Below are 19,884 nucleotides of genomic sequence, written 5' to 3'. Positions count from 1 at the left end.
GCGTAGAGTTCTGGAAGGAACGGGCGACGGCCCGCGCCAACACCTTAGCAACGCCACCCGAGGAGTACCCGCGATGTCCGAGGCCGGCCAGGCGGCACCGTTCGATCACGGCGTCCCCGCGAACCCGTTCAACCCCCATGCGTGGCTCGTCGGCGATCCCGTGGTGGGCGCCGGTACGTGGATCGGCGCCTTCACGGTCATCGACGGCAGCGGCGGGCTCGAGATCGGCGAAGGATGCGACATCTCGTCGGGCGTCCACATCTACACGCACTCGACGGTCGCGCGGTGCGTCAGCGAACGGCGTGCGGGCATCGAGCGGGCCCGTTCCACGATCGGCTCGAACGTCTACGTCGGCGCGAATGCGACCATCCTGATGGGAGTGGCGATCGGCCATCACTCGGTGGTCGCCGCGGGAGCAGTCGTGACCGAAGGCACGATCGCACCCCCGTACAGCCTGCTCGTCGGCGTCCCGGCGCGGGTGATCGAGGGTGGTGCGTCGAAGTACGCGGCGTCCGCCGACACTCCGTAGCGGGTCTGGTGCATGGCACGCGCCTCCCTACAATGGGGTGGAGCGGAGCCGCTCTGCACGCGATTCCGCCGAGCACGCGCTCGGAGACGGTTGGGGGACCATGCGATCGCTACTGAGGGGGGTTCTCGCGACCCTGGCCGGGCTCGCAATCATCGTGGCCGGCGTGATCTCGCCGATCGGGCAGACCGGGGCGTCAGCGGCGACCGGCAAGGACTTCAACCCGGGCAACATCATCTCGGACGACGTCTTCTACAACTCGAAGACGATGACGGTCGACCAGGTCCAGGCGTTCCTCAACGCCAAGGTCCCCATCTGTCGCGAGGGATACACCTGCCTCAAGAGCTATGTCGAGACGACGAGGTCGCAGCCCGCCAGGTCGGAGGGCTGCAGCGCGTATGCCGGCCAGACCGAGTCGGCCGCACGGATCATCTACAAGGTCGCGACCGCCTGCGGGATCAACCCGAGGGCACTGATCGTCCTGCTCGAGAAGGAGCAGGGACTCGTGACCGACACCTGGCCCACCGCGCGCCAGTATCGCTCGGCCACGGGCTACGGCTGCCCGGACACCGCCGATTGCGACGTCAACTACTACGGCTTCTTCAACCAGCTCTACAACGCCGCGTGGCAGTTCAAGAAGTATCGTGCCCGGCCGGCCGACCGCGCATACCAGGCGGGCCGCTACAACACGATCCTCTGGCACCCGAACAGCGCGTGCGGGAGCTCTCAGGTGTACATCCAGAACCAGGCGACCGCGGGCCTCTACCTGTACACGCCGTACCGGCCGAACCAGGCTGCGCTCGACAACCTCTACGGCACGGGGAACGACTGCTCGTCGTACGGCAACCGGAACTTCTGGCGTATGTTCACCGACTGGTTCGGTTCGACGACGATCCAGGTGCACCCGCTGCTCGTCGCCGCTTGGACGAAGAACGGCGGCGCGACCGGGACGAGGCTGGGGCCGCCGCTCGCGAACGCCGTGTCCCTCTCGGGCGGCGGGCTCATGCAGCGATTCAAGTACGGCGAGCTCGTCTACCGCTCCGACCTGGGGGCGTTCCGGACCGCCGCTTCGATCTCGAAGTACTACTACTCGAAGGGCGGCGTGACGAGCGGCCTCGGGTACCCCGTCAGCGACGTCGCCGGTGCCGATGCCATCGAGCACACGCAGTCGTTCGAGTTCGGCTACGTGAGCTGGAAGCCGACGAGCGGGATCGCGGTCCGCGGCGGTTATCGGGTCTCCGGTGCGTTCCTCACGAACTGGAAGGCCCTCAAGTCCTGGTCGGGTGTGCTCGGCTACCCGACCTCGAACGTCGTCAGCCACGGCAGTGGATGGACCTCGCAGCGCTTCGAGAAGGGCCGCCTGCTCTACAGCGGCTCGGTCATGTACTGGATGCCGACGAAGATGTGGGACTACTGGACGGCGCACGGCGGGTTGACCGGCTCCATCGGCGCGCCGACGACATCGCCGAAGGGGTCGGCCACGACCTCGTGGACGCAGCGGTTCGTCTATGCCCAGCTCACGCAGTCGAGCGCGGGCGTCGTGACGCAGTACGGCGGTGCGTCGGTCTCAGGCACCTGGAGGACGAACTGGTTCGCCCTCGGCGGCCCGAGCGGTCTCCTGGGCTACGCGGTCGCCGGCGTCGTCGACGAGGGCTCCGGCTGGTCGTCGCAGCGGTTCGAGAAGGGCCGCCTGCTCTACAGCGGCAAGGCCATGTACTGGTTGCCGGGCAAGATCTGGGACGCCTGGAAGGCGGCAGGCGGCGTGAAGGCGCCGATCGGAACACCGACCACGTCGCCCGCAGGGTCGTGGTCGAAGGGGTGGACGCAGCAGTTCAGGTGGGGCGCGATGTCGGTCGACGCGGCTGGAACGGTGAAGAGCCGGGGCGGCGCGAAGGTATCGGGTGTCTACTTCACGAACTGGTCCGCCCTCGGCGGCGGTGGCGGCGTGCTCGGCTATGCGGTCGCCGGCGTGGTCGACGAGGGATCGGGCTGGTCGTCGCAACGCTTCGAGCGGGGGCGCCTGCTGTACAGCGGCACCGTCATGTACTGGCTGCCGAACGCCATCTGGGACGCCTGGAAGTCGGCCGGCGGCCTCAAGGCGCCGGTCGGGCCGCCGGTGAAGTCTCCGACCGGATCGTGGTCGACCGGATGGACCCAGCAGTTCTCGAACGGCTACCTCGCGGTCGACGCGGCCGGCAAGGTGCGGAGCGGCGCCAAGGTCTCAGGGGTCTACCTCACGAATTGGACGGCGCTCGGCGGCGGAAGCGGTGTGCTCGGCTTCGCGGTCGCAGGGGTGGTCGACGAGGGGTCGGGCTGGTCGTCGCAGCAGTTCGAGCGGGGACGGCTGCTGTACAGCGGCAAGGTCATGTACTGGCTGCCCGGCAGGATCTGGGATGCATGGAAGGCCGCAGGGGGGCTGAAGGCCCCGGTCGGAGTGCCCGCGAAGTCGCCGACCGGCTCGTGGTCGAAGGGGTGGACGCAGCAGTTCACGAAGGGGTCCATGCGGGTCGACTCGGCTGGAAAGGTGACCACGACACTGGGGTGACCGGCCCCGCGTCGGGTGCGGCCGCGGACGCCGCACCGATCGGTCAGGCGCTCACCGGTAAGCTGTGCGGGTGTCAGTCCTCATCACCGGCGGCGCCGGGTACATCGGCGCACACATCGTCCGGCTGCTGGTCGATCGGGGCGACCGCGTGGTCGTGGTCGACGATCTCTCGAGCGGCGACGCTTCGCGGCTCTCCGGAGCCACCCTCGTGCGAATCGATCTCGCCGGCGACGGCGCACGTGAACGGCTCGGCTCGGCGATCCGCGACCACGGGGTGACGAGCGTCGTGCATCTGGCCGCCCGCAAGAACGCGGCCGAATCCGTCACCGATCCGGCCGGCTACTACCGTGACAACGTCGGTGGCCTGGCCGCCGTCATCGGCGCCTGCGCCGACACCGGTGTGCGTCGTCTCGTGTTCTCGTCGTCGGCAGCCGTCTACGGCACCCCTGCTGTCCCGCGGGTCGACGAGGCCGCACCCACGCAGCCCATCAACCCGTACGGCGAGTCGAAACTCGTCGGCGAGTGGCTCGTGCGAGATGCCGCGACCGCTCACGGCATCGACGCGATCAGTCTCCGGTACTTCAACGTCGCCGGCGCCGGCTGGCCCGACCTGGGCGACCCGTTCCCGCTCAATCTCATCACGATCGCCATCGACCGGGTTCGCAGGGGCCTCGCGCCGAGCGTCTTCGGCGCCGACTTCGACACCCCTGACGGAACGGGCGTGCGCGACTACGTCCATGTCATGGACCTCGCTGAAGCGCATCTCGCTGCCCTCGATGCGCTGGCGTCGAGGCAGCAGGCGGACTCGCCGGCTGGAGCGCAGGTCTTCAACGTCGGCACGGGCGAGGGGGCGAGCGTCCTCGAGGTGCTCGACCGGCTGCGCGCTGCGTCGGGCATCCGATTCGAGGTGCAGGTGGGGCCGCGTCGGCCGGGTGACCCAGCTGCGGTCGTCGCCGATCCGGCGATGATCGCCCAGCAGCTCGGCTGGCGTGCGACGCGGACGCTCGACGACATGGTGTCGAGCGCGTGGCAGGCGGAGCGACCGGAACCCACGGCGTCGCTCGCATGAGCTGGTTCGAATTCGTGCCGCCCGTCGGGGTGGCCATCGCGGTGATGTTCGGGCCGGGACTCGCGCTCGGGCTCGCGGCGGGTGCTCGACGACTGACCCTGTGGGCGATCGCACCGGCGATCACGGTCGCGTTCCTGTCGCTCGTCGCCATCGTGTTCGGCCGGGCGGGCATCAACTGGGGTCCGCTCCCCGTCGCCGTCGCACTCGCGGTCGTCGCGGTCCCGATCGCGGTCGTCCGGCAGGTCATGCGACGCCGCTTCGGACGGCCCGATCGGCCGGAGTCGGTGTTGAGCGCATGGACCGTCGCCGGTCTCGGCATCGCAGCCGTGCTCATCAGCTCTCAGCTCATCATCGGGCTCCAGGCGCCCGACCGAATCTCGCAGACGTTCGACGCCTACTTCCACCTCAACGGAATCCGCTACATCATCGAGACGGGCAGCGCGTCGTCGTTCGACATCCAGGGTCTCGTGCTGCCGGCGGGCCAGCGGCCGTTCTACCCCGCGGGCTGGCATGCGGTCGCCTCGCTCGTCGCCGTCACGGGTGTCGGAAGCATCCCCGTCGCGGTGAACGCGGTGAGCATCGTGATCGCGGCGCTCGTCTGGCCGGCCGGATGCCTCCTGCTCATGCGCTCGCTGATGCCGAGGAGCCGCACGGCGGCACTCGCGACCGGCGTACTCGCCGCGGCGTTCCCGGCCTTCCCCATCATGATGCTCACGTTCGGCGTGCTCTACCCGTACTGCCTCGCGCTCGCGATGCTGCCCGCCGCGCTGGGGCTCGGATTCGCGATCGGTCAGGCGAGGAGCCTGCACGGCAGCGGCATCCTCTTCCGGAGCCTGCTGCTCGTGCTCGCGCTGCTCGGCATCGCCTTCGCCCAGCCCGCCGGAGCGTTCGGGTGGGCGGCGATGACGCTGCCGCTCGTACTGTGGCGCGCGGTGCCCGCCATTGCGAGACTCGACGGCGCCCGTCGCGTCATCTGGTGGCTCGTGCTCGCCATCGGCCTGGTCGGGTTCGCAGCCGCATGGGTCTGGTTCGGACGCATCGGCGAGAACACCCCCTGGATCGCCTACACCAACCTGCTCGGTGCGCTGGGGGAGGCGCTGTTCCACGGATTCAAGGCGTCGTTCCCGTCGATCATCGCGTGCGTGCTCGCGCTGATCGGCGTCTTCGACCTCGTCCGACGTCGCGAGAAGCTCTGGTTCGTCGGCACCTGGGCGGTGACGATCGTGTTGTTCGTCGTCGCAGCCGGAGGCCCGTCCTGGAAGCTTCGCGCACTCGTCGACGGCATCTTCTATCGCGATCCGCCGCGGCTGAGCGCCCTGCTCGTGATCACCGCGGTGCCGATGGCCGTGTTCGGAACGGTCGCTCTCTGGCGTCTCGTGCAGGCCAGGCTCGAGCGTCGGCAACGCATCGAGCCGGGCTCGGCTGCTGCACGGACCCTGGCTGCGGCATCCCTCGTCGTACTGGCGATCGCCACCCAGGCGAGCCCCGCCATGTGGACGCAACTCGGCCTCACCATGCGCGCCTACACGGATGCGGAAGACGCCCCGATCCTCTCCGGCAGCGAGCGACGGCTCATCGAGCGGATGCCCGAGCACGTCCCTGCTGACGCCCTCGTCGCAGGCAACCCCTGGACCGGTACCCCGTTCGCGTACGCCCTCACGGGCATCCACATGATGAACCCGCACTTCAACTCGTACCTGTACCCCGAGGCCCGACTCATCAACGAGCACCTCGCCGATGCGCTCGAGGATCCCGCGGTGTGCGAGGCGGTGCGATCGACCGGGGTGTCGTACGTGCTCGACTTCGGCGGCTACTTCAAGGATGCGGGCGAGACGGGACTCGAGATCGACGGGACGACGCCGTTCCGCGGGCTGCGAGACCTCGCCGAGGCGGGGGTCGCCGAGGAAGTCGACCGCGAGGGCGACGCCGTGCTGTACCGGATCACGGCCTGCGACTGATCGTCAGTCGTGCCGGGCGTCGTTCGCCGGCTGCGTCGAAGCCGGCTGCGCCGTCGCCGTCGGTTCGGCGTCCGGTGCGGCGCCTTCGGCGACCGAGTCGCCGCGCGCGTCCTCCGTCTCGGCCTGGGTGAGGGCGATCTGTCGTGCGAGCAGCGTGATGCGTCGATTGACCTGGACGTTGCGTCGGTACGTCGTCGCCACGAACACCAGGAAGGCGAGGATGAGCGCGTAGAGCATCAGGTCGGCACCACGGCCGACGCCGATGGTGTTCGCGATCCAGCTCAGCCATTGCGGGAAGAGGATCGAGGCGATCGCCACGACCACGAACGCCGCCATGAAGAGGCGTCGGAGCGCGAGGTGGCTGTCGCCCGCCGTGGGCCGGGCGAGGAACAGGCCGATCAGGATGACACCGACGACGAGGAGGATCTGGATCCACATGGCGCTACCTCACCAGCAGGTCGACGAGGATGTTGACCGAGTTCAGGAGGGACTGGCCCTTCGATTTCGAGTAGTCGGTGTACAGGACCTCGACCGGGAACTCCCGCCACGGGAGCTTGGTTCGACCCAGCTTGAGCACGATCTCCGAGGCATGTGCCATGCGGTCCTGCTCGAGGTGGATCTGCGCCGCGGCGTCGCTGCGGATGACGCGGAGGCCGTTGTGGGCATCGGTGAGCTTGAGCCCGGTGGTGAGGTTGGTCACCTTCACGGCGGTCTTCAGCACGATGCGCTTCAGCACGCCGGGGTTGGTGCGGTCGTCGAGGAACCGCGACCCGAACACGATCGCGACGTCGTCCTGCTTCGCGAGGTCGAGCATCAGCATCGCGTCCTCGATGCGGTGCTGGCCGTCGGCGTCGAAGGTGACGAGGAACCTCGCACCGGGCTGCCTCACGGCATACTCGAAGCCGGTCTGCAGGGCAGCGCCCTGGCCGAGGTTCACGGGATGACGGACGACGCGGGCGCCCGCGGCCTCGGCGGCCGCTATCGAGCCGTCGGTGCTGCCGTCGTCGATGCAGACGATGTGCGCGAAGTGCTCACGGAGCTCGGTGACGACACGGCCGATGACGGTCTCCTCGTTGTAGAGGGGGATCACGATCCAGGTGTCGTCGGAGTGCCGCCGGGCGTCGGTGCGGGCGGAACTGTCCATCAGGCCATTCTTGCAGAACACGGTAGGCTGTCTGCGCAGCCGCGGCTGCCCGGACCGCATGAGGAGCACAGATTGTCAACACCTTCGAGCGCCCGCATCGTCGACTCCGCAGATGTCTCGCCCGAAGCGACCATCGGTGACGGCAGCTCGGTGTGGCACCTCGCCCAGGTGCGCGAGCAGGCCGTGCTCGGCGAGAACTGCGTGATCGGCCGCGGCGCATACATCGGCACGGGCGTTCGACTCGGCGACAACTGCAAGGTGCAGAACTACGCACTCGTCTACGAGCCCGCGTCGCTCGCCGACGGCGTGTTCATCGGACCTGCCGTCGTGCTCACGAACGACACGTACCCGCGGGCGGTGAACCCCGACGGAACGCTGAAGAGCGCCCACGACTGGGAGCCCGTCGGCGTGACGATCCGCGAGGGAGCCTCGGTGGGCGCCCGGGCGGTCTGCGTGGCACCGGTTACGATCGGTGCCTGGTCGACGATCGCTGCCGGCGCCGTCGTCACCAAGGACGTCCCCGACTTCGCGTTGATGGCCGGCGTGCCCGCCCGACGCCTCGGGTGGGTCGGCAAGGCCGGTCAACGGCTCGTGGCCGACGGAGAGATCTGGCGCTGTCCCGCGACGGGCGCCGAGTACGTCGAGACCGATGGGGTCTTGAGAGAGATGAGTGAGAACGCATGACCGAGTCGTTCATTCCGCCCGCGAAGCCGATCATCGGCGACGACGAACGAGCCGCCGTCGACCGGGTGCTGCAGTCCGGCATGGTGGCCCAGGGCCCCGAGGTCGCCGCCTTCGAGCGCGAGTTCGCCGAGACGCTCGTCGACGGTCGCGAATCGGTCGCCGTGAACTCGGGCACGTCCGGGTTGCACCTCGGGCTGCTCGCCGCAGGCATCGGACCGGGCGACGAGGTCATCGTGCCGTCGTTCACGTTCGCGGCGACGGCCAACTCGGTCGCGCTCACGGGGGCGACTCCCGTCTTCGCCGACATCGAACCGGCTCAGTTCACGCTCGACCCCGCGTCGGTCGAAGCCGCCGTCACCGAGCGCACGAAGGCCATCATGCCCGTGCACCTCTACGGTCACCCGGCGCACATGGACGAGCTGCAGGCGGTCGCCGACCGCCATGGTCTGGCGCTCTTCGAAGACGCCGCGCAGGCGCACGGCGCCTCGCTCGGCGGACGCAAGGTCGGCACGTTCGGCCGGTTCGCGATGTTCAGCCTGTATCCGACGAAGAACATGACGAGCGGTGAGGGCGGCATGGTGACGTGCGAGACCTCCGAGCTCGTGCGCAACGTCAAACTGCTGCGCAACCAGGGCATGGAGGCGCAGTACCAGAACGAGGTCGTCGGCTTCAACGCCCGCATGACCGACATCCACGCTGCGATCGGCCGCGTGCAGCTGACGAAGGTCGGCGGCTGGACCGAGACCCGGCAGGCCAACGCGGCCTTCCTCGACCGCGAACTGCGCGGTGTCGTCGTGCCGCCCGTGGCCGACGGCGCGGTGCACGTCTACCACCAGTACACGATTCGCGTGCCCGAAGACCGCGACGGCTTCGTGGCGGCCCTCAAGAACGAGTACGCGGTCGGCAGCGGCGTCTACTACCCCGTGCCGAACCACCGTCTCGCGTCGCTCGCGCACTTCGCACCCGGGCTGCACCTGGCCGAGACCGAACGGGCTGCCGCCGAGGTCGTGTCGCTGCCCGTGCACCCCTCGCTCTCGCAGCGCGACCTCGAGCGCATCGTCGAGGCCGTGAACGCCGTCGCCGGGGCGGGCGCCTGATGGCCGGGCTGCGCGCCGGCCTCATCGGCGTCGGCATGATGGGGCGCCACCACGCCCGGGTGCTGCGCGAGCTGCCCGGCGTCGACCTGGTCGCGATCGCCGACCCGGGCGGCGATCCGCACGGCGTCGCCGGTGACCTCGAGGTGCTGCCCGACGTCGAGTCGATGATCGCGGTCGGCATCGACCTCGCGGTCGTCGCGATCCCGACCCGGTTCCACTACGACGCCGCGATGAAGCTCGCCGACGCCGGGGTGCACACCCTCGTCGAGAAGCCGATCGCTCAGACCGTCGAACAGGGCCGCGAGATGGCCGATGCCTTCGCCGCTCGGGGGCTCGTCGGCGCCGTCGGCCACATCGAGCGGTTCAACCCGGCTCTCCAGGAGCTGCGTCGGCGCATCGCGGCCGGAGACCTCGGTGAGGTCTACCAGATCGCCACGCGACGACAGGGCCCATTCCCCGCACGGATCGCCGACGTCGGCGTCGTCAAGGACCTCGGTTCGCACGACGTGGACCTGACCGCATGGGTCGCCCAGAGCGAGTACGCCTCGATCTCAGCGCAGACGCTCCACAAGAGCGGCCGCGAGTACGAGGACATGGTGCTCGCGACCGGCCGCCTGCGCAACGGGGTGCTCGTGAATCACGTCGTCAACTGGCTGAGCCCGATGAAGGAGCGCGTCACGATCGTCACCGGCGAGCTCGGCGCGTTCGTGGCCGATACCTCGACCGGCGACCTCACGCTCTTCCGCAACGGCACCGTGGCCACCGAGTGGGAGACGGTCTCGGCCTTCCGAGGTGTCAGCGAAGGCGACATGACGCGGTTCGCGTTCGCAAAGCGCGAGCCGTTGCGCGTCGAGCACGAGGCGTTCCGCGACGCCGTGCTCGGCGAGCGGCACGACGTGGTGACCATGGAGGAAGGGCTGCGAACCCTGGTCGTCGTGGAGGGCGCGATCTCCTCCGCCGCGACGGGTTCCGTCGTCGAGTTCTGACTACGATGCGCGTCACGATCGCCACGCGGATCTTCACGCCCGAGCCGGCTGCGGCCGCGTTCCGGCTCGCTGCACTCGCCGACGGTCTCCGCGAGCGGAACCACGACGTGACGGTGCTCACGTCCGCGGCGCCGGCCGGTCTGACGGACGGTGTCGACGACCAGACGGGTCCGACGGTCCGGCGAGCACCGGTCCTGCGTGACCGTCGCGGACAGATCCGCGGCTACCTCCAGTACCTCAGCTTCGACGTGCCACTCGTCTTCCGGCTGCTGTTCGGACGCCGGAGCGATGTCGTCGTGTCCGAGCCGCCTCCCACCACGGGGGCCGTCGTGCGGCTCGTCTGCGCCGTCCGCCGGTGTCCGTACGTGTACTACGCCGCCGACATCTGGTCGGATGCCGCGCAGTCGGCGGGTACCCCCGGATGGATCGTCGCGGGCGTCCGCGCGCTCGAACGCTGGGCACTTCGAGGCGCTGCCGCGGTCGTCGCGGTCAGCGACGGAGTCGCGGACCGGGTACGCGACCTCACGCGCCGTGACGTCGTGACGGTCGTGCGCAACGGGATCGACACGAGCGTGTTCGCGCCCGGCGCCGAGCCACCCGCCGGGCCCCCCACGATCGTCTACGCGGGAACCACGTCGGAGTGGCAAGGCGCGGATGTCTTCATCCGCGCCATGCCGGGCGTGCTCGAGCAGGTTCCCGATGCCAGGCTGATCTACCTCGGTCAGGGCACCGCCTGGGAACACCTGCGCGAACTCGCCGAGCGCACCGCGCCCGAATCGATCGAGTTCCGCGGCCCCGTCCCGCCGGCCGCAGCGGCGGACATCCTCGCCGGAGCGCGCATCGGCGCGGTGAGCCTGAGGCCCGGACAGGGCTACGACTTCGCGGTACCGACGAAGATCTTCGCCACGATCGCCTGCGGCACGCCCGTGCTCTTCGCCGGCCAGGGCGCGTCGGTCGAGGTGATCACGCCCGAGCTCGGCCGGAGCGTCGACTGGGATGCGGCATCCGTCGCCGTCGCGATCACCGAGATGCTCATCGCGCCGGACCGACCGGAGGAGCGCACCGCACGCGCACGATGGGCTGCGGCGCACGCGTCGCTCGCAGCGACCGGACGTGCCGCCGCAGCCGTCGTCGAATCGGCGGCACGCCGCCCGCGCCAATCCGAATCCGAAGGGATCCACCGCTCATGAGACAGGTGCTGTCGGCCTACCGGAGCATGCTGCCGCTCCTGCCCACCGGCGCCCGGCGATTCCTGTGGGTCTACGTCGTCATCTCGAGCGCGCTCGCGGTGCTCGACATCGCCGCGCTCATGCTGCTCGCGGTCTCGTTGACCGGCATGGTGCAGGGCAAGCCGCTGCAACTGCCGTTCATCGGCGCCATCGAGCCCGACTCGACGATCTGGTTGCTCGTCGTCGTGTGCTCGCTCATCGTCGTGAAATCGATCCTCGCGGCGGGGCTGCAATGGATCGCGACGCGACGGTTCGCCGCGTACGAACTGCGGATCGGCGATCAGTTGTTCGACGCGTACATCACGGCACCGTGGACCGAGCGGCTGCGCCGCAACACCGCCCAGCTCGTCCGGCTCGCCGATGTCGGCATCGCGGCGATCATCGGCGGCTTCCTCATCCCGCTGATCACGCTGCCCTCGATGCTCGCGACCTTCGTCGCCGTCGTGGTCGTCCTCGTGGTGAGCCAGCCGATGACCGCCGCGATCACACTCGTGTACCTGGGGCTGATCGCGTTGCTGCTGTACTGGCTCGTCTCCCGCCGGGCCACCGTCGCCGGACGGGTGAACCGCGACTACTCCTTCAAGGTGGCCGAGCTCATGACCGATATGGTCTCGGCGCTGAAGGAGATCACACTCCGCGGTTCGGCCCGTTCCGTCGCGGAGGTCGTGCACGACAATCGCATCCACACCACTCGGGCCCGCGCGAACCTCAGCTTCCTCGGAGCGGTGCCGCGCTTCGTGTTCGACGCGGCGCTCGTCGGCGGCTTCCTGTTGATCGGCGGTTTCGCGTGGCTCATCGGCGGACCCGCCGAGGCGTTCTCGGCGATCGCCCTGTTCGGCGTCGCGGGCTTCCGACTCGTGCCGTCCCTGACGGGATTCCAGTCGGTGGTGACTCAGACCCAGGCGAGCGTGCCGATCGTGACCGCGGTGATCCGCGACATCCGTGACGCCGAGGGGCACACGCTCGCCGCGGAGGAGCTCGGCAGGCAGCCGCTGGGGTCTGCACCGAAGCGGCTCGAGTTGCGCGACGTCGCCTTCACCTATCCGGGCACGAGCCTCGAAGCCGTGCACGCGATCGACCTCGACGTCCCGCTCGGCAGCAGCCTCGGTCTGGTCGGCTCATCGGGCGCCGGGAAGTCCACGCTCGTCGATGTGCTCCTCGGCCTGCTGACACCCACTCGGGGCAGCGTGACCATCGACGGCACTCCGCTGCACGACGTGCTTCGGGACTGGCGCTCCCGCGTCGGCTATGTGCCGCAGGAGGTCGCGCTGTTCGCCGGCTCGGTGGCGCAGAACGTCGCGCTCACCTGGACCACGGACTTCGACGAGGACCGCGTCAGGCGCGCGCTCGAGCGTGCACAGCTGCTCGAGGTGATCGAGTCGAGGCCGGGCGGCATCCACGCCCCGGTCGGCGATCGCGGCATGTCGCTGTCCGGCGGGCAGCGTCAGCGGCTCGGCATCGCGCGTGCGCTCTACGACGACCCGCTCGTGCTCGTGATGGACGAGGCGACGAGCGCGCTCGACACGAAGACCGAGTCCGAAGTGGCCCGTGCCATTCGTGAACTGCACGGGTCGGTCACGGTCATCGCGATCGCGCATCGACTCTCGACGATCCGCGAGAGCGATCAGGTGTGCTTCATGCGCGACGGGACCATCGTCGCATCGGGCACGTTCGACGAGGTCGTGCGCGACGAGCCCGACTTCGCGGAGCAGGCGGCGCTCGCCGGCCTCACCGAGGACGACCGATGACGTGGCTGGAACGGGCCGGGTAGTCGCATGCTTCCACGTGGCCTCACTGCGGTCGCCGGCCGACTGACCAGACTGGTGCCCGAACCGCTGCTCGCCCGAATCCTTCCGGGCCGGCTGCGCTACGACCCGGCGTCGCTGGCGGTCGCCGTACCTCCCGAAACCCCGATCCGCCTGTTCGTCGGGCCGGTGAACTTCGCCGGCCAGGGGTGGCAGTGGGCGCGCGCCGCCGAGCGGCTGCCCGGCGTGGGTGCGGTCAGCATGGCCTATCGCATCGGCACGGAGTTCGGCTATCCCGTCGACGTGGAGGTTCCCGCCTCTGCGTACGTCTTCTCGAAGAGTTGGCAGAGGGCCCAGCGCGAGGCGGTCACCGGCGGCTTCAGCCATGTGATCGTCGAGGCCGAACGCCATCTCTTCGGACGCGTCTACGACCAGACCGTCGAGCAGCAGGTGCGGGAGCTCCTCGCTTCGGATGTCCGGGTGGCGATGCTCTCGCATGGCAGCGACCTCCGGTTGCCGAGTCGTCATGCGGCCACGCATCCGGATTCACCGTTCCAGCCCGACTGGGATCAGACCGCCGTGTTCGAACGCCAGGCTGCCGACAATCTCGCACTGCTCGAGCGCCTGGGACTGCCGGTCTTCGTCTCGACCCTCGGACTCCTCAGCGACATGCCGTCGGCCGACTGGCTGCCCGTCGTCATCGACGTCGAAGCCTGGAGCGGCGGCGAGCCCCCCATGCTTCGGGCGCGTCCCGTCGTGGCGCATGCGCCGAGCAACGGTCGTATCAAGGGTTCGGACCTCATCGACCCCGCGCTCTCGCGTCTGCATGGCGAAGGGTTGATCGAGTATCGACGGGTCACCGGCGTCCCGGCCGCGGAGATGCCGGAGCTCTACCGCAGCGCCGACATCGTGCTCGACCAGTTCAGGCTCGGCGACTACGGCGTCGCCGCGTGCGAGGCGCTCGCGGCCGGCCGGGTCGTCGTCGGACACGTCGCCGACCCGGTGCGCTCGGCGGTCTCCGCTCGAACCGGCCTCGAGCTGCCGGTCGTCGAATCGGCAGGAGCCGACGTCGAGCGGGTGCTCCGGCGACTCGTCGCTGATCCCGATGGGGCCAGGGCTGTCGCCGCACGTGGGCCGGCATTCGTGCGCGAAGTCCACGATGGACGGTTCTCGGCCGATGCGATGAGCCGCTTCCTCGGCACGGTTCGGGATGACGATGGCTGAGACGACACCGGAGATGCGAGAGACGCCCACGATCGACGTCGTCATCGCGGTTCACGACGCGAGTCGTCCGGTGACCCGGGCGATCGCCTCCGTGCTGCACGACGGTGTGGACGGGGTTCGGGTCATCGTGGTGTGCCACGGCGTTTCCGCCGATGCCTTCGACCGGACGGCGTTCGCCGACGAAGCCGTGGACTGGCGCGAATACTCCGACGGCATACGATCACCGGCCGGCCCGTTCGATCATGGGCTCAGCGTCGCGACGGCCGATTACGTCGCGATCATGGGGTCCGACGACTTCCTCGAGCATGGGGCGGTTGCGGCTGCCTCCGCCCGTCTCGGCGCTGACGCACCCGATGCGCTCGTGCTGCCGTTGCGGCATCAGTCGGGGGAGGCGGTGCGCACACCGCTGGCGCGGCGTGGGCGAGTCCGGCGACTCGATCCGGTGCGAGATCGCCTGGCGTACCGCACCGCACCGCTCGCCCTCCTGCGACGCCGCCTCATCGATGAGCTCGAGCTGTCGCTGACCCCGGGCCTCGCCTCCGGCGAGGACATCGACTTCTCGTCGCGACTGTGGTTCTCCGGTGCTCGCGTCGACTTCCACCCGGCTGACCCCGCGTATGTCATCGGTGCCGACGCGGCGACTCGCGTGACTGCGGCGCCCATGCCGGCGGCGACCGAACTCGAAGCCGTGCGGATGCTCCTGGCGAGCGAGTGGATCCGCGGCTTGACCGTCCCGAAAGCCCGCAGCCTCGTCATCAAGCTCATTCGGATCCACATACTCGGCCCGATCCTCCGACGAGCGGAATCCGATGAGCTGTCGCCCTCGGATGTCGAGGCATACAGCGAGGTCGCTCGTGCTGCGGTTGCCCTGGCTCCGGGCGCGGTGCGTCCGTTCGCCCGCGTCGACCGCGACCTCGTCGATGTGCTCGCATCGGGTTCTGCGTCTGCAGCCGCTGTGCTCGACATCGCACGCGTCCGACCTGCCGCAGGGCGCTTCGCCCGCCTCGTCCCGCGCAACATCTTCGCCACTCTCGATCGCGAGGGAGCGGTCCGACGATTCCTCCGGTACCGGACGTGGCCGTGAGCGCCCTCCCGCCATCAGAAACCATGAAGAACGGATCCACCGCATGAACGACCATCGGCCGCCACGCAAGCACGTGCTGATCCTGTCGTTCTCACCGATCGCCGGTGATGCGCGGGTGCTCAAACAGGTGGACCTGTTGCGCCGTGAATACGACGTGACGACGTGCGGCATCGGCGAGTTCGACCGCGAGGGCCTCGAGCACATCCGCATCCCCGACGGCCTCGCCGCCCGTGAACTCGACGGAAGGCGCATCACCCTGCGGCAGTATCGCGCAGCCTACCGACGGATTCCCGCGGTCGAGTGGACCAGACGGGCCCTCGCCGGCCGAACCTTCGACGTCGTCCTCGCGAATGACGTCGAATCGGTTCCGGTCGCATTGGAACTGCGCCCGGCCGACGGCGTCCATGCGGACCTCCACGAGTACGTCTCCCGCCTGCACGAGGAGAATCCTGCCTGGAACAGGCGGATCCGCCCCTTCTGGGAATGGGTGTGCCGGCGCTACGTCGCGAGGGCATCGTCGTGGACGACCGTGAGCGACGGGCTCGCGCGAGAGTACGAGCGGGAGTTCGGGTTCCGCCCCGAGGTCGTCACGAACGCGGCGCCGTACGCGGCACTCTCGCCCCAACCCGTCGCGTCGCCGGTTCGCCTCGTGCATTCGGGCGTCTGTCTGCGCAATCGCAACCTCATCGCGCTCATCGACGCAGTCGACCGGTCGTCCGCCGCCCTCACGCTCGACCTCTACCTGACCCCGAATGATCCGGCTCATCTCGCGGAGCTCCGTGCCCGCGCCGCCGACGTCGAGGGCGTCGAGGTGCGCGACCCCGTTCCCTACGCCGACCTGGTCGCGACGTTGAACGCCTACGACGTCGGAGTCTTCGCGGGACCTCCCGTCAACTTCAACGCCGAATGGGCGCTGCCGAACAAGCTCTTCGACTTCATCCAGGCCCGCCTCGGGATCATCGTGGGGCCGTCGGTCGAGATGGCCGCGTACGTCGACCGGTACGGGCTCGGACGCGTGACGTCGGACTTCGACGCCGACGCGCTCGCGGCGACCTTCGACACCGTGACCGCTGCCGACGTCGCGGCTTGGAAGGGCAAGTCGGATGCGGCGGCCGAACCGCTGTCCGCCGAGCGGCAGAGCGCGCCCTGGGCGACCGCGATCCGTCGACTGACGGGAGCGTCGGCATGAGCGGCCGCGGCGACGAAGCGCGTTCAGCAGGGCGCCGACCGACGCTGTTGATCCTCTCGTTCTCGGACATCTCCGCAGATGCTCGGGTGCTGAAGCAGGTCGAGCACTTCTCGACGTCGTACGAGGTCACGACGTGCGGGTACGGGCCGTCGCCGTCGCCGGACGTGACGCACATCGAGGTGCCGGGAGACCGGGTCATCTGGCGGTACGACCGAGCGGCCCTCCTCCTGCGGCGGTATCGTCACGCGTACTGGACGAGCCCGGCGATCGAATGGACGGCCGGTGCGCTGTCGGACATGCGGTTCGACGTCGTCCTCGCGAACGACGTCGACGCCGTGGGGCTCGCCCTCTCGCTGCACCCGACACACGGGGTGCACGCGGATCTGCACGAGTATGCACCGCGTCAGAAGGAGGAGCTTCCTCGCTGGCGGTGGTTCGTCGCTCCGTTCATCGCCTGGATGTGCCGTACGTTCGTCGCCCACGCCCAGTCATGGACGACGGTGAGCGGAGGGCTCGCTCGCGAGTACCGACGCGTATTCGGGTTCGACGCGCAGGTCGTGACGAACGCCTCACCGTACCTGTCGCTCTCGCCGACACCCGTGGAGGACCCCATCCGGCTGGTCCATTCGGGTGCCTGCCTGCGCAACCGGCACCTGATGACCCTGATCGACGGAGTCGAGGTCGCTTCGCGAGCGGTGACGCTCGATCTCTACCTGACCCCCAACGACCCGGCCTACCTCGCCGAGCTGCGCTCGAGGGCGGCCGGGGTCCCGGGCGTGCGGGTGCACGATCCCCTGCCCTATGCAGAGCTCGTACGAGCCCTGAACGGCTACGACGTCGGGGTCTTCGTGCTCCCGCCCGTCAACTTCAACTACGAGTGGGCGCTGCCGAACAAGCTCTTCGATTTCGTGCAGGCCCGCCTCGCGGTGCTGGTGGGGCCCTCGGCCGAGATGGCGGCGTACGTCCGCGAGTACGGGCTGGGGTCGATCACCGACGACTTCAGCGCAGCGGCTCTCGGGCGGGCCATCGACGAGCTGGACGTCGATTCCGTCACCGGTTTCAAGCGGCGAGCGGATGCATCGGCTGTCTCGCTGTCGGCCGAGGCTCAGGTGGCGATCTGGGACCGGGCGCTCACCGCGCTCACCGAGTCGCGGCCGGGCTGAGCTCGCTGTCGACCGCCGCCCGTCGTGCGCGTCGTTCGTCCCAGGTCCGCCGCAGGAGGCGTTCGCAGGGGCGTTCGACGAGGTAGTGCAGGGCTGCGGCGACCCCGAGCGATACCACGAGCAGAGCAGCGTACCAGGCGAGGTTCGCCCAGCTCGGCGCGCGAGCGCCGACGACGGCGAGAACGCCGTAGATGACCGTCGCGTGCACGAGGTAGAACGCGTACGACCACTCGCCGAGGAGTACCAGGACGCGCTTGCGCAGCAGCGAGAATCGGCCGCGCAGGTCGCGCCACGCCACGGCCGCGATCGTCAGCGCGCAGAGCGCGATGATCCATTCGTTCGCGCTCAGCACGACGAAGCGCACGAATCCGTTGTCGGGAGCGACGCGCGGGGCGATGACGACGAATCCGAGGAACGCGGCACTCGCGAGATAACACCAGATGGGCGCGATGCGGACTCGCCATCCCATCAGGATCGCGCGGGCGAGACCCATCCCGATCACGAACTCCGAGAGTCGGATCACGGGCCACGGCAGGCCGGCCCACCAGGAACCCGGCTCGAGGATGACCGAGATGCGGAAGGCGAGGGCCGCCGCGAAGACTGCAGCGGTGATGAGCAGCGCGCCGCGCGCGCGCACGAGGTTGAAGATGCGGTTGATCGCCGGGTGCAGCGCGTAGAAGAACGCCTCGCACGTCAACGTCCACGCCGCGGGGTTGCCGGAGAACAGGATCGTCGGGTCGCGCCACCAGCCCTGGATGAGCACGACGGAGAGCAGCAGGATGCCGAGGTCGAAGGGTTTGACCCACCAGTCCTCGGGCGATGGCGCGAAGCTGTAGAACACCGGTATCGCGAGGAACAGGGCGACGAGGGCGGAGGGATAGATGCGCGCGAACCGACGCCACCAGAAGGTCGGCGCGTCGACCGATGCCCGGGCCGACCAGGTCAGCACGAAACCCGAGAGGACGAAGAAGAACGTCACACCGTAGGCGCCGTAGCTCAGCGCGCCGTGGATCGGCAGTGGCGCCAGGTTGCTCATGTGGTGGGCGAAGACCGCGAAAGCGGCCCACCATCGCAGGCCGGTCAGCGAGTCGAGCCGGATGGGACGGACGACCGGCGAGAGCCCGACGGGTCCGTCAGCCATGGGACTCGAGGAGCAGTCGGACGACGCGCTCGGCGGCGCGCCCGTCGCCGTACGGTGTCGCATCGGTCGGTCGTGGCGCCGCTCGTCGTACGGCATCGGTGATCGCCTGCGGATCGGTCGCGAGCGTGTTCCAGCCGAGGTCGACGGTCTCGACCCATTCGGTCTCGGTTCGCACGGTGACGCAGGGAACGCGGAGGAGGAACGCCTCCTTCTGGAGGCCACCCGAGTCGGTGACCACGCTGCGAGACGCGAGGACGGCCGAGATCAGGTCGGGATAGGCGAGCGGGGCGTGGGCGATGAGCGAGCCCTGCCCCAGGTCGAGCGCGTGCTCGGCCGCCGTCGCCACGAGTCGAGGATGGGCGAGCAGCACGACCGGCAGGTCGAGCGAGGCGAGCGCTCCGAGGATCGATCGCAGGATCGCAGGGTCGTCGGTGTTCTCGGCGCGGTGGATGGTCGCGACGTGGAAGGCGCCGGGTGTCAGACCGAGTTCTTCGACGAGTCTCGACGGCGAGCCCGCGACGCGATCGCGAACCTGGTGGAGGACATCGGTCATGACGTCGCCCACGAGCACCGAGCGGTCGCTCAGCCCCTCGCTCGCGAGATGCGACATCGCCACCTCGGTCGGTGCCAGGCAGAGGTCGGCGGCATGATCGGTGAGCACGCGGTTGTGCTCCTCCGGCATGCGCCGATTGAACGATCGGAGGCCCGCCTCGAGGTGGGCGAGGGGACGATGCAGTTTCACCGCGCTCACCGCAGCAGCCAGGGTGGAGTTCGTGTCGCCGTAGGCGAGCACCCAGTCGGGGGAGTGCTCGTCGAACACGGCATCGAGTGCGCCGAGCATCGCGCCCGTCTGCACGCCGTGGCCACCCGAACCGACGCCGAGGTGCACGTCGGGCGTCGGGATGCCGAGGTCCTCGAAGAAGACGTCCGAGAGCATCGGGTCGTAGTGCTGGCCGGTGTGCACGATGACATGGTCGATGTTCGCGGCGGCAGCGGCGGCAGCGATGGGGGCGAGCTTCACGAACTGCGGGCGAGCACCCACCACACTGACGACCTTCACGTGCAGAGATTCTAGGTCAGGAAGCTGCCGATCACCGCGA

17 protein-coding genes are annotated in these 19,884 nt (G+C 69.2%); 13 read left to right on the top strand and 4 right to left on the bottom strand.

Going from position 1 to position 19,884, the window contains the following annotated elements; translation table 11 throughout:
• Window positions 1–73: 73 nt before the first annotated feature.
• The 4 genes from MUN74_RS02690 to MUN74_RS02675 all read left to right on the top strand — a co-directional run bounded on the left by MUN74_RS02690 (window position 74) and on the right by MUN74_RS02675 (window position 6,098).
• Window positions 74–529 carry an acyltransferase gene (locus MUN74_RS02690; protein WP_244854850.1) on the top strand — a complete coding sequence of 152 codons (456 nt, stop codon included), beginning with the start codon at window positions 74–76 and terminating at the stop codon, window positions 527–529.
• Window positions 530–692: 163 nt separating this feature from the next.
• Window positions 693–3,071: an LGFP repeat-containing protein gene (locus MUN74_RS02685; RefSeq protein ID WP_244854848.1), complete on the top strand. Its 2,379-nt coding sequence runs from the start codon at window positions 693–695 to the stop codon at window positions 3,069–3,071.
• Between the two features lie 70 nt (window positions 3,072–3,141).
• Window positions 3,142–4,140: a UDP-glucose 4-epimerase GalE gene (galE, locus tag MUN74_RS02680; protein WP_244854847.1), complete on the top strand. Its 999-nt coding sequence runs from the start codon at window positions 3,142–3,144 to the stop codon at window positions 4,138–4,140.
• On the top strand, window positions 4,137–6,098 hold the full coding sequence (locus MUN74_RS02675) for a DUF6541 family protein (RefSeq protein ID WP_244854845.1): 1,962 nt from the start codon (window positions 4,137–4,139) through the stop codon (window positions 6,096–6,098). The genes galE and MUN74_RS02675 overlap by 4 nt, the downstream gene beginning before the upstream one ends.
• A gap of 3 nt (window positions 6,099–6,101) precedes the next feature.
• On the opposite strand, the gene MUN74_RS02670 is transcribed toward MUN74_RS02675, so the two are convergent.
• Complete coding sequence (locus tag MUN74_RS02670) at window positions 6,102–6,536, bottom strand: DUF2304 domain-containing protein (protein WP_244854843.1); 435 nt, start codon at window positions 6,534–6,536, stop codon at window positions 6,102–6,104.
• 4 nt (window positions 6,537–6,540) lie between these two features.
• Entirely contained in the window at window positions 6,541–7,242 is a 702-nt protein-coding gene (locus MUN74_RS02665) for a glycosyltransferase family 2 protein (RefSeq protein WP_244854842.1), read from the bottom strand.
• A 72-nt stretch (window positions 7,243–7,314) separates the two neighbouring features.
• Between MUN74_RS02665 and MUN74_RS02660 the strand changes: the two genes are divergently transcribed.
• Genes MUN74_RS02660 through MUN74_RS02620 form a run of 9 tightly spaced genes read left to right on the top strand, consistent with a single transcriptional unit; the run spans window position 7,315 to window position 17,643 of the window.
• Entirely contained in the window at window positions 7,315–7,926 is a 612-nt protein-coding gene (locus MUN74_RS02660) for an acyltransferase (RefSeq protein WP_244854841.1), read from the top strand.
• Window positions 7,923–9,023, top strand: coding sequence for a DegT/DnrJ/EryC1/StrS family aminotransferase (locus MUN74_RS02655; RefSeq protein WP_244854839.1), 1,101 nt, complete (start codon window positions 7,923–7,925; stop codon window positions 9,021–9,023). The genes MUN74_RS02660 and MUN74_RS02655 overlap by 4 nt, the downstream gene beginning before the upstream one ends.
• Entirely contained in the window at window positions 9,023–10,009 is a 987-nt protein-coding gene (locus MUN74_RS02650; RefSeq protein ID WP_244854837.1) for a Gfo/Idh/MocA family protein, read from the top strand. The genes MUN74_RS02655 and MUN74_RS02650 overlap by 1 nt, the downstream gene beginning before the upstream one ends.
• A gap of 5 nt (window positions 10,010–10,014) precedes the next feature.
• Window positions 10,015–11,199 (top strand): glycosyltransferase family 4 protein, encoded by a 1,185-nt coding sequence (locus MUN74_RS02645; protein WP_244854836.1) that lies wholly within the window; start codon window positions 10,015–10,017, stop codon window positions 11,197–11,199.
• Complete coding sequence (locus tag MUN74_RS02640; protein ID WP_244854834.1) at window positions 11,196–12,986, top strand: ABC transporter ATP-binding protein; 1,791 nt, start codon at window positions 11,196–11,198, stop codon at window positions 12,984–12,986. The genes MUN74_RS02645 and MUN74_RS02640 overlap by 4 nt, the downstream gene beginning before the upstream one ends.
• Before the next feature lie 27 nt (window positions 12,987–13,013).
• Window positions 13,014–14,207, top strand: coding sequence for a glycosyltransferase family protein (locus MUN74_RS02635; RefSeq protein WP_244854833.1), 1,194 nt, complete (start codon window positions 13,014–13,016; stop codon window positions 14,205–14,207).
• Window positions 14,200–15,291 carry a glycosyltransferase gene (locus MUN74_RS02630; protein WP_244854831.1) on the top strand — a complete coding sequence of 364 codons (1,092 nt, stop codon included), beginning with the start codon at window positions 14,200–14,202 and terminating at the stop codon, window positions 15,289–15,291. Before MUN74_RS02635 ends, MUN74_RS02630 begins: the two co-directional genes overlap by 8 nt.
• A gap of 43 nt (window positions 15,292–15,334) precedes the next feature.
• Window positions 15,335–16,480, top strand: coding sequence for a glycosyltransferase family protein (locus MUN74_RS02625; RefSeq protein ID WP_244854830.1), 1,146 nt, complete (start codon window positions 15,335–15,337; stop codon window positions 16,478–16,480).
• Complete coding sequence (locus MUN74_RS02620; RefSeq protein ID WP_244854828.1) at window positions 16,477–17,643, top strand: glycosyltransferase family protein; 1,167 nt, start codon at window positions 16,477–16,479, stop codon at window positions 17,641–17,643. The genes MUN74_RS02625 and MUN74_RS02620 overlap by 4 nt, the downstream gene beginning before the upstream one ends.
• Here the strand turns inward: MUN74_RS02620 and MUN74_RS02615 are convergent.
• Both MUN74_RS02615 and wecB read right to left on the bottom strand, forming a co-directional pair.
• Window positions 17,621–18,784 carry an acyltransferase family protein gene (locus MUN74_RS02615; protein WP_244854827.1) on the bottom strand — a complete coding sequence of 388 codons (1,164 nt, stop codon included), beginning with the start codon at window positions 18,782–18,784 and terminating at the stop codon, window positions 17,621–17,623. The two genes, MUN74_RS02620 and MUN74_RS02615, sit on opposite strands and share 23 nt — an antisense overlap.
• A complete protein-coding gene (gene wecB, locus MUN74_RS02610) occupies window positions 18,777–19,844 on the bottom strand; it encodes a non-hydrolyzing UDP-N-acetylglucosamine 2-epimerase (RefSeq protein ID WP_305038262.1) in 1,068 nt (355 codons plus the stop codon). The genes MUN74_RS02615 and wecB overlap by 8 nt, the downstream gene beginning before the upstream one ends.
• Window positions 19,845–19,884 lie beyond the last annotated feature (40 nt).

The organism is Agromyces sp. H17E-10 (genome assembly GCF_022919715.1).
Taxonomy (GTDB): domain Bacteria; phylum Actinomycetota; class Actinomycetes; order Actinomycetales; family Microbacteriaceae; genus Agromyces.
Note: the sequence above shows the minus strand (reverse complement) of the source record. Positions and strands in the feature narration are given on the sequence as shown.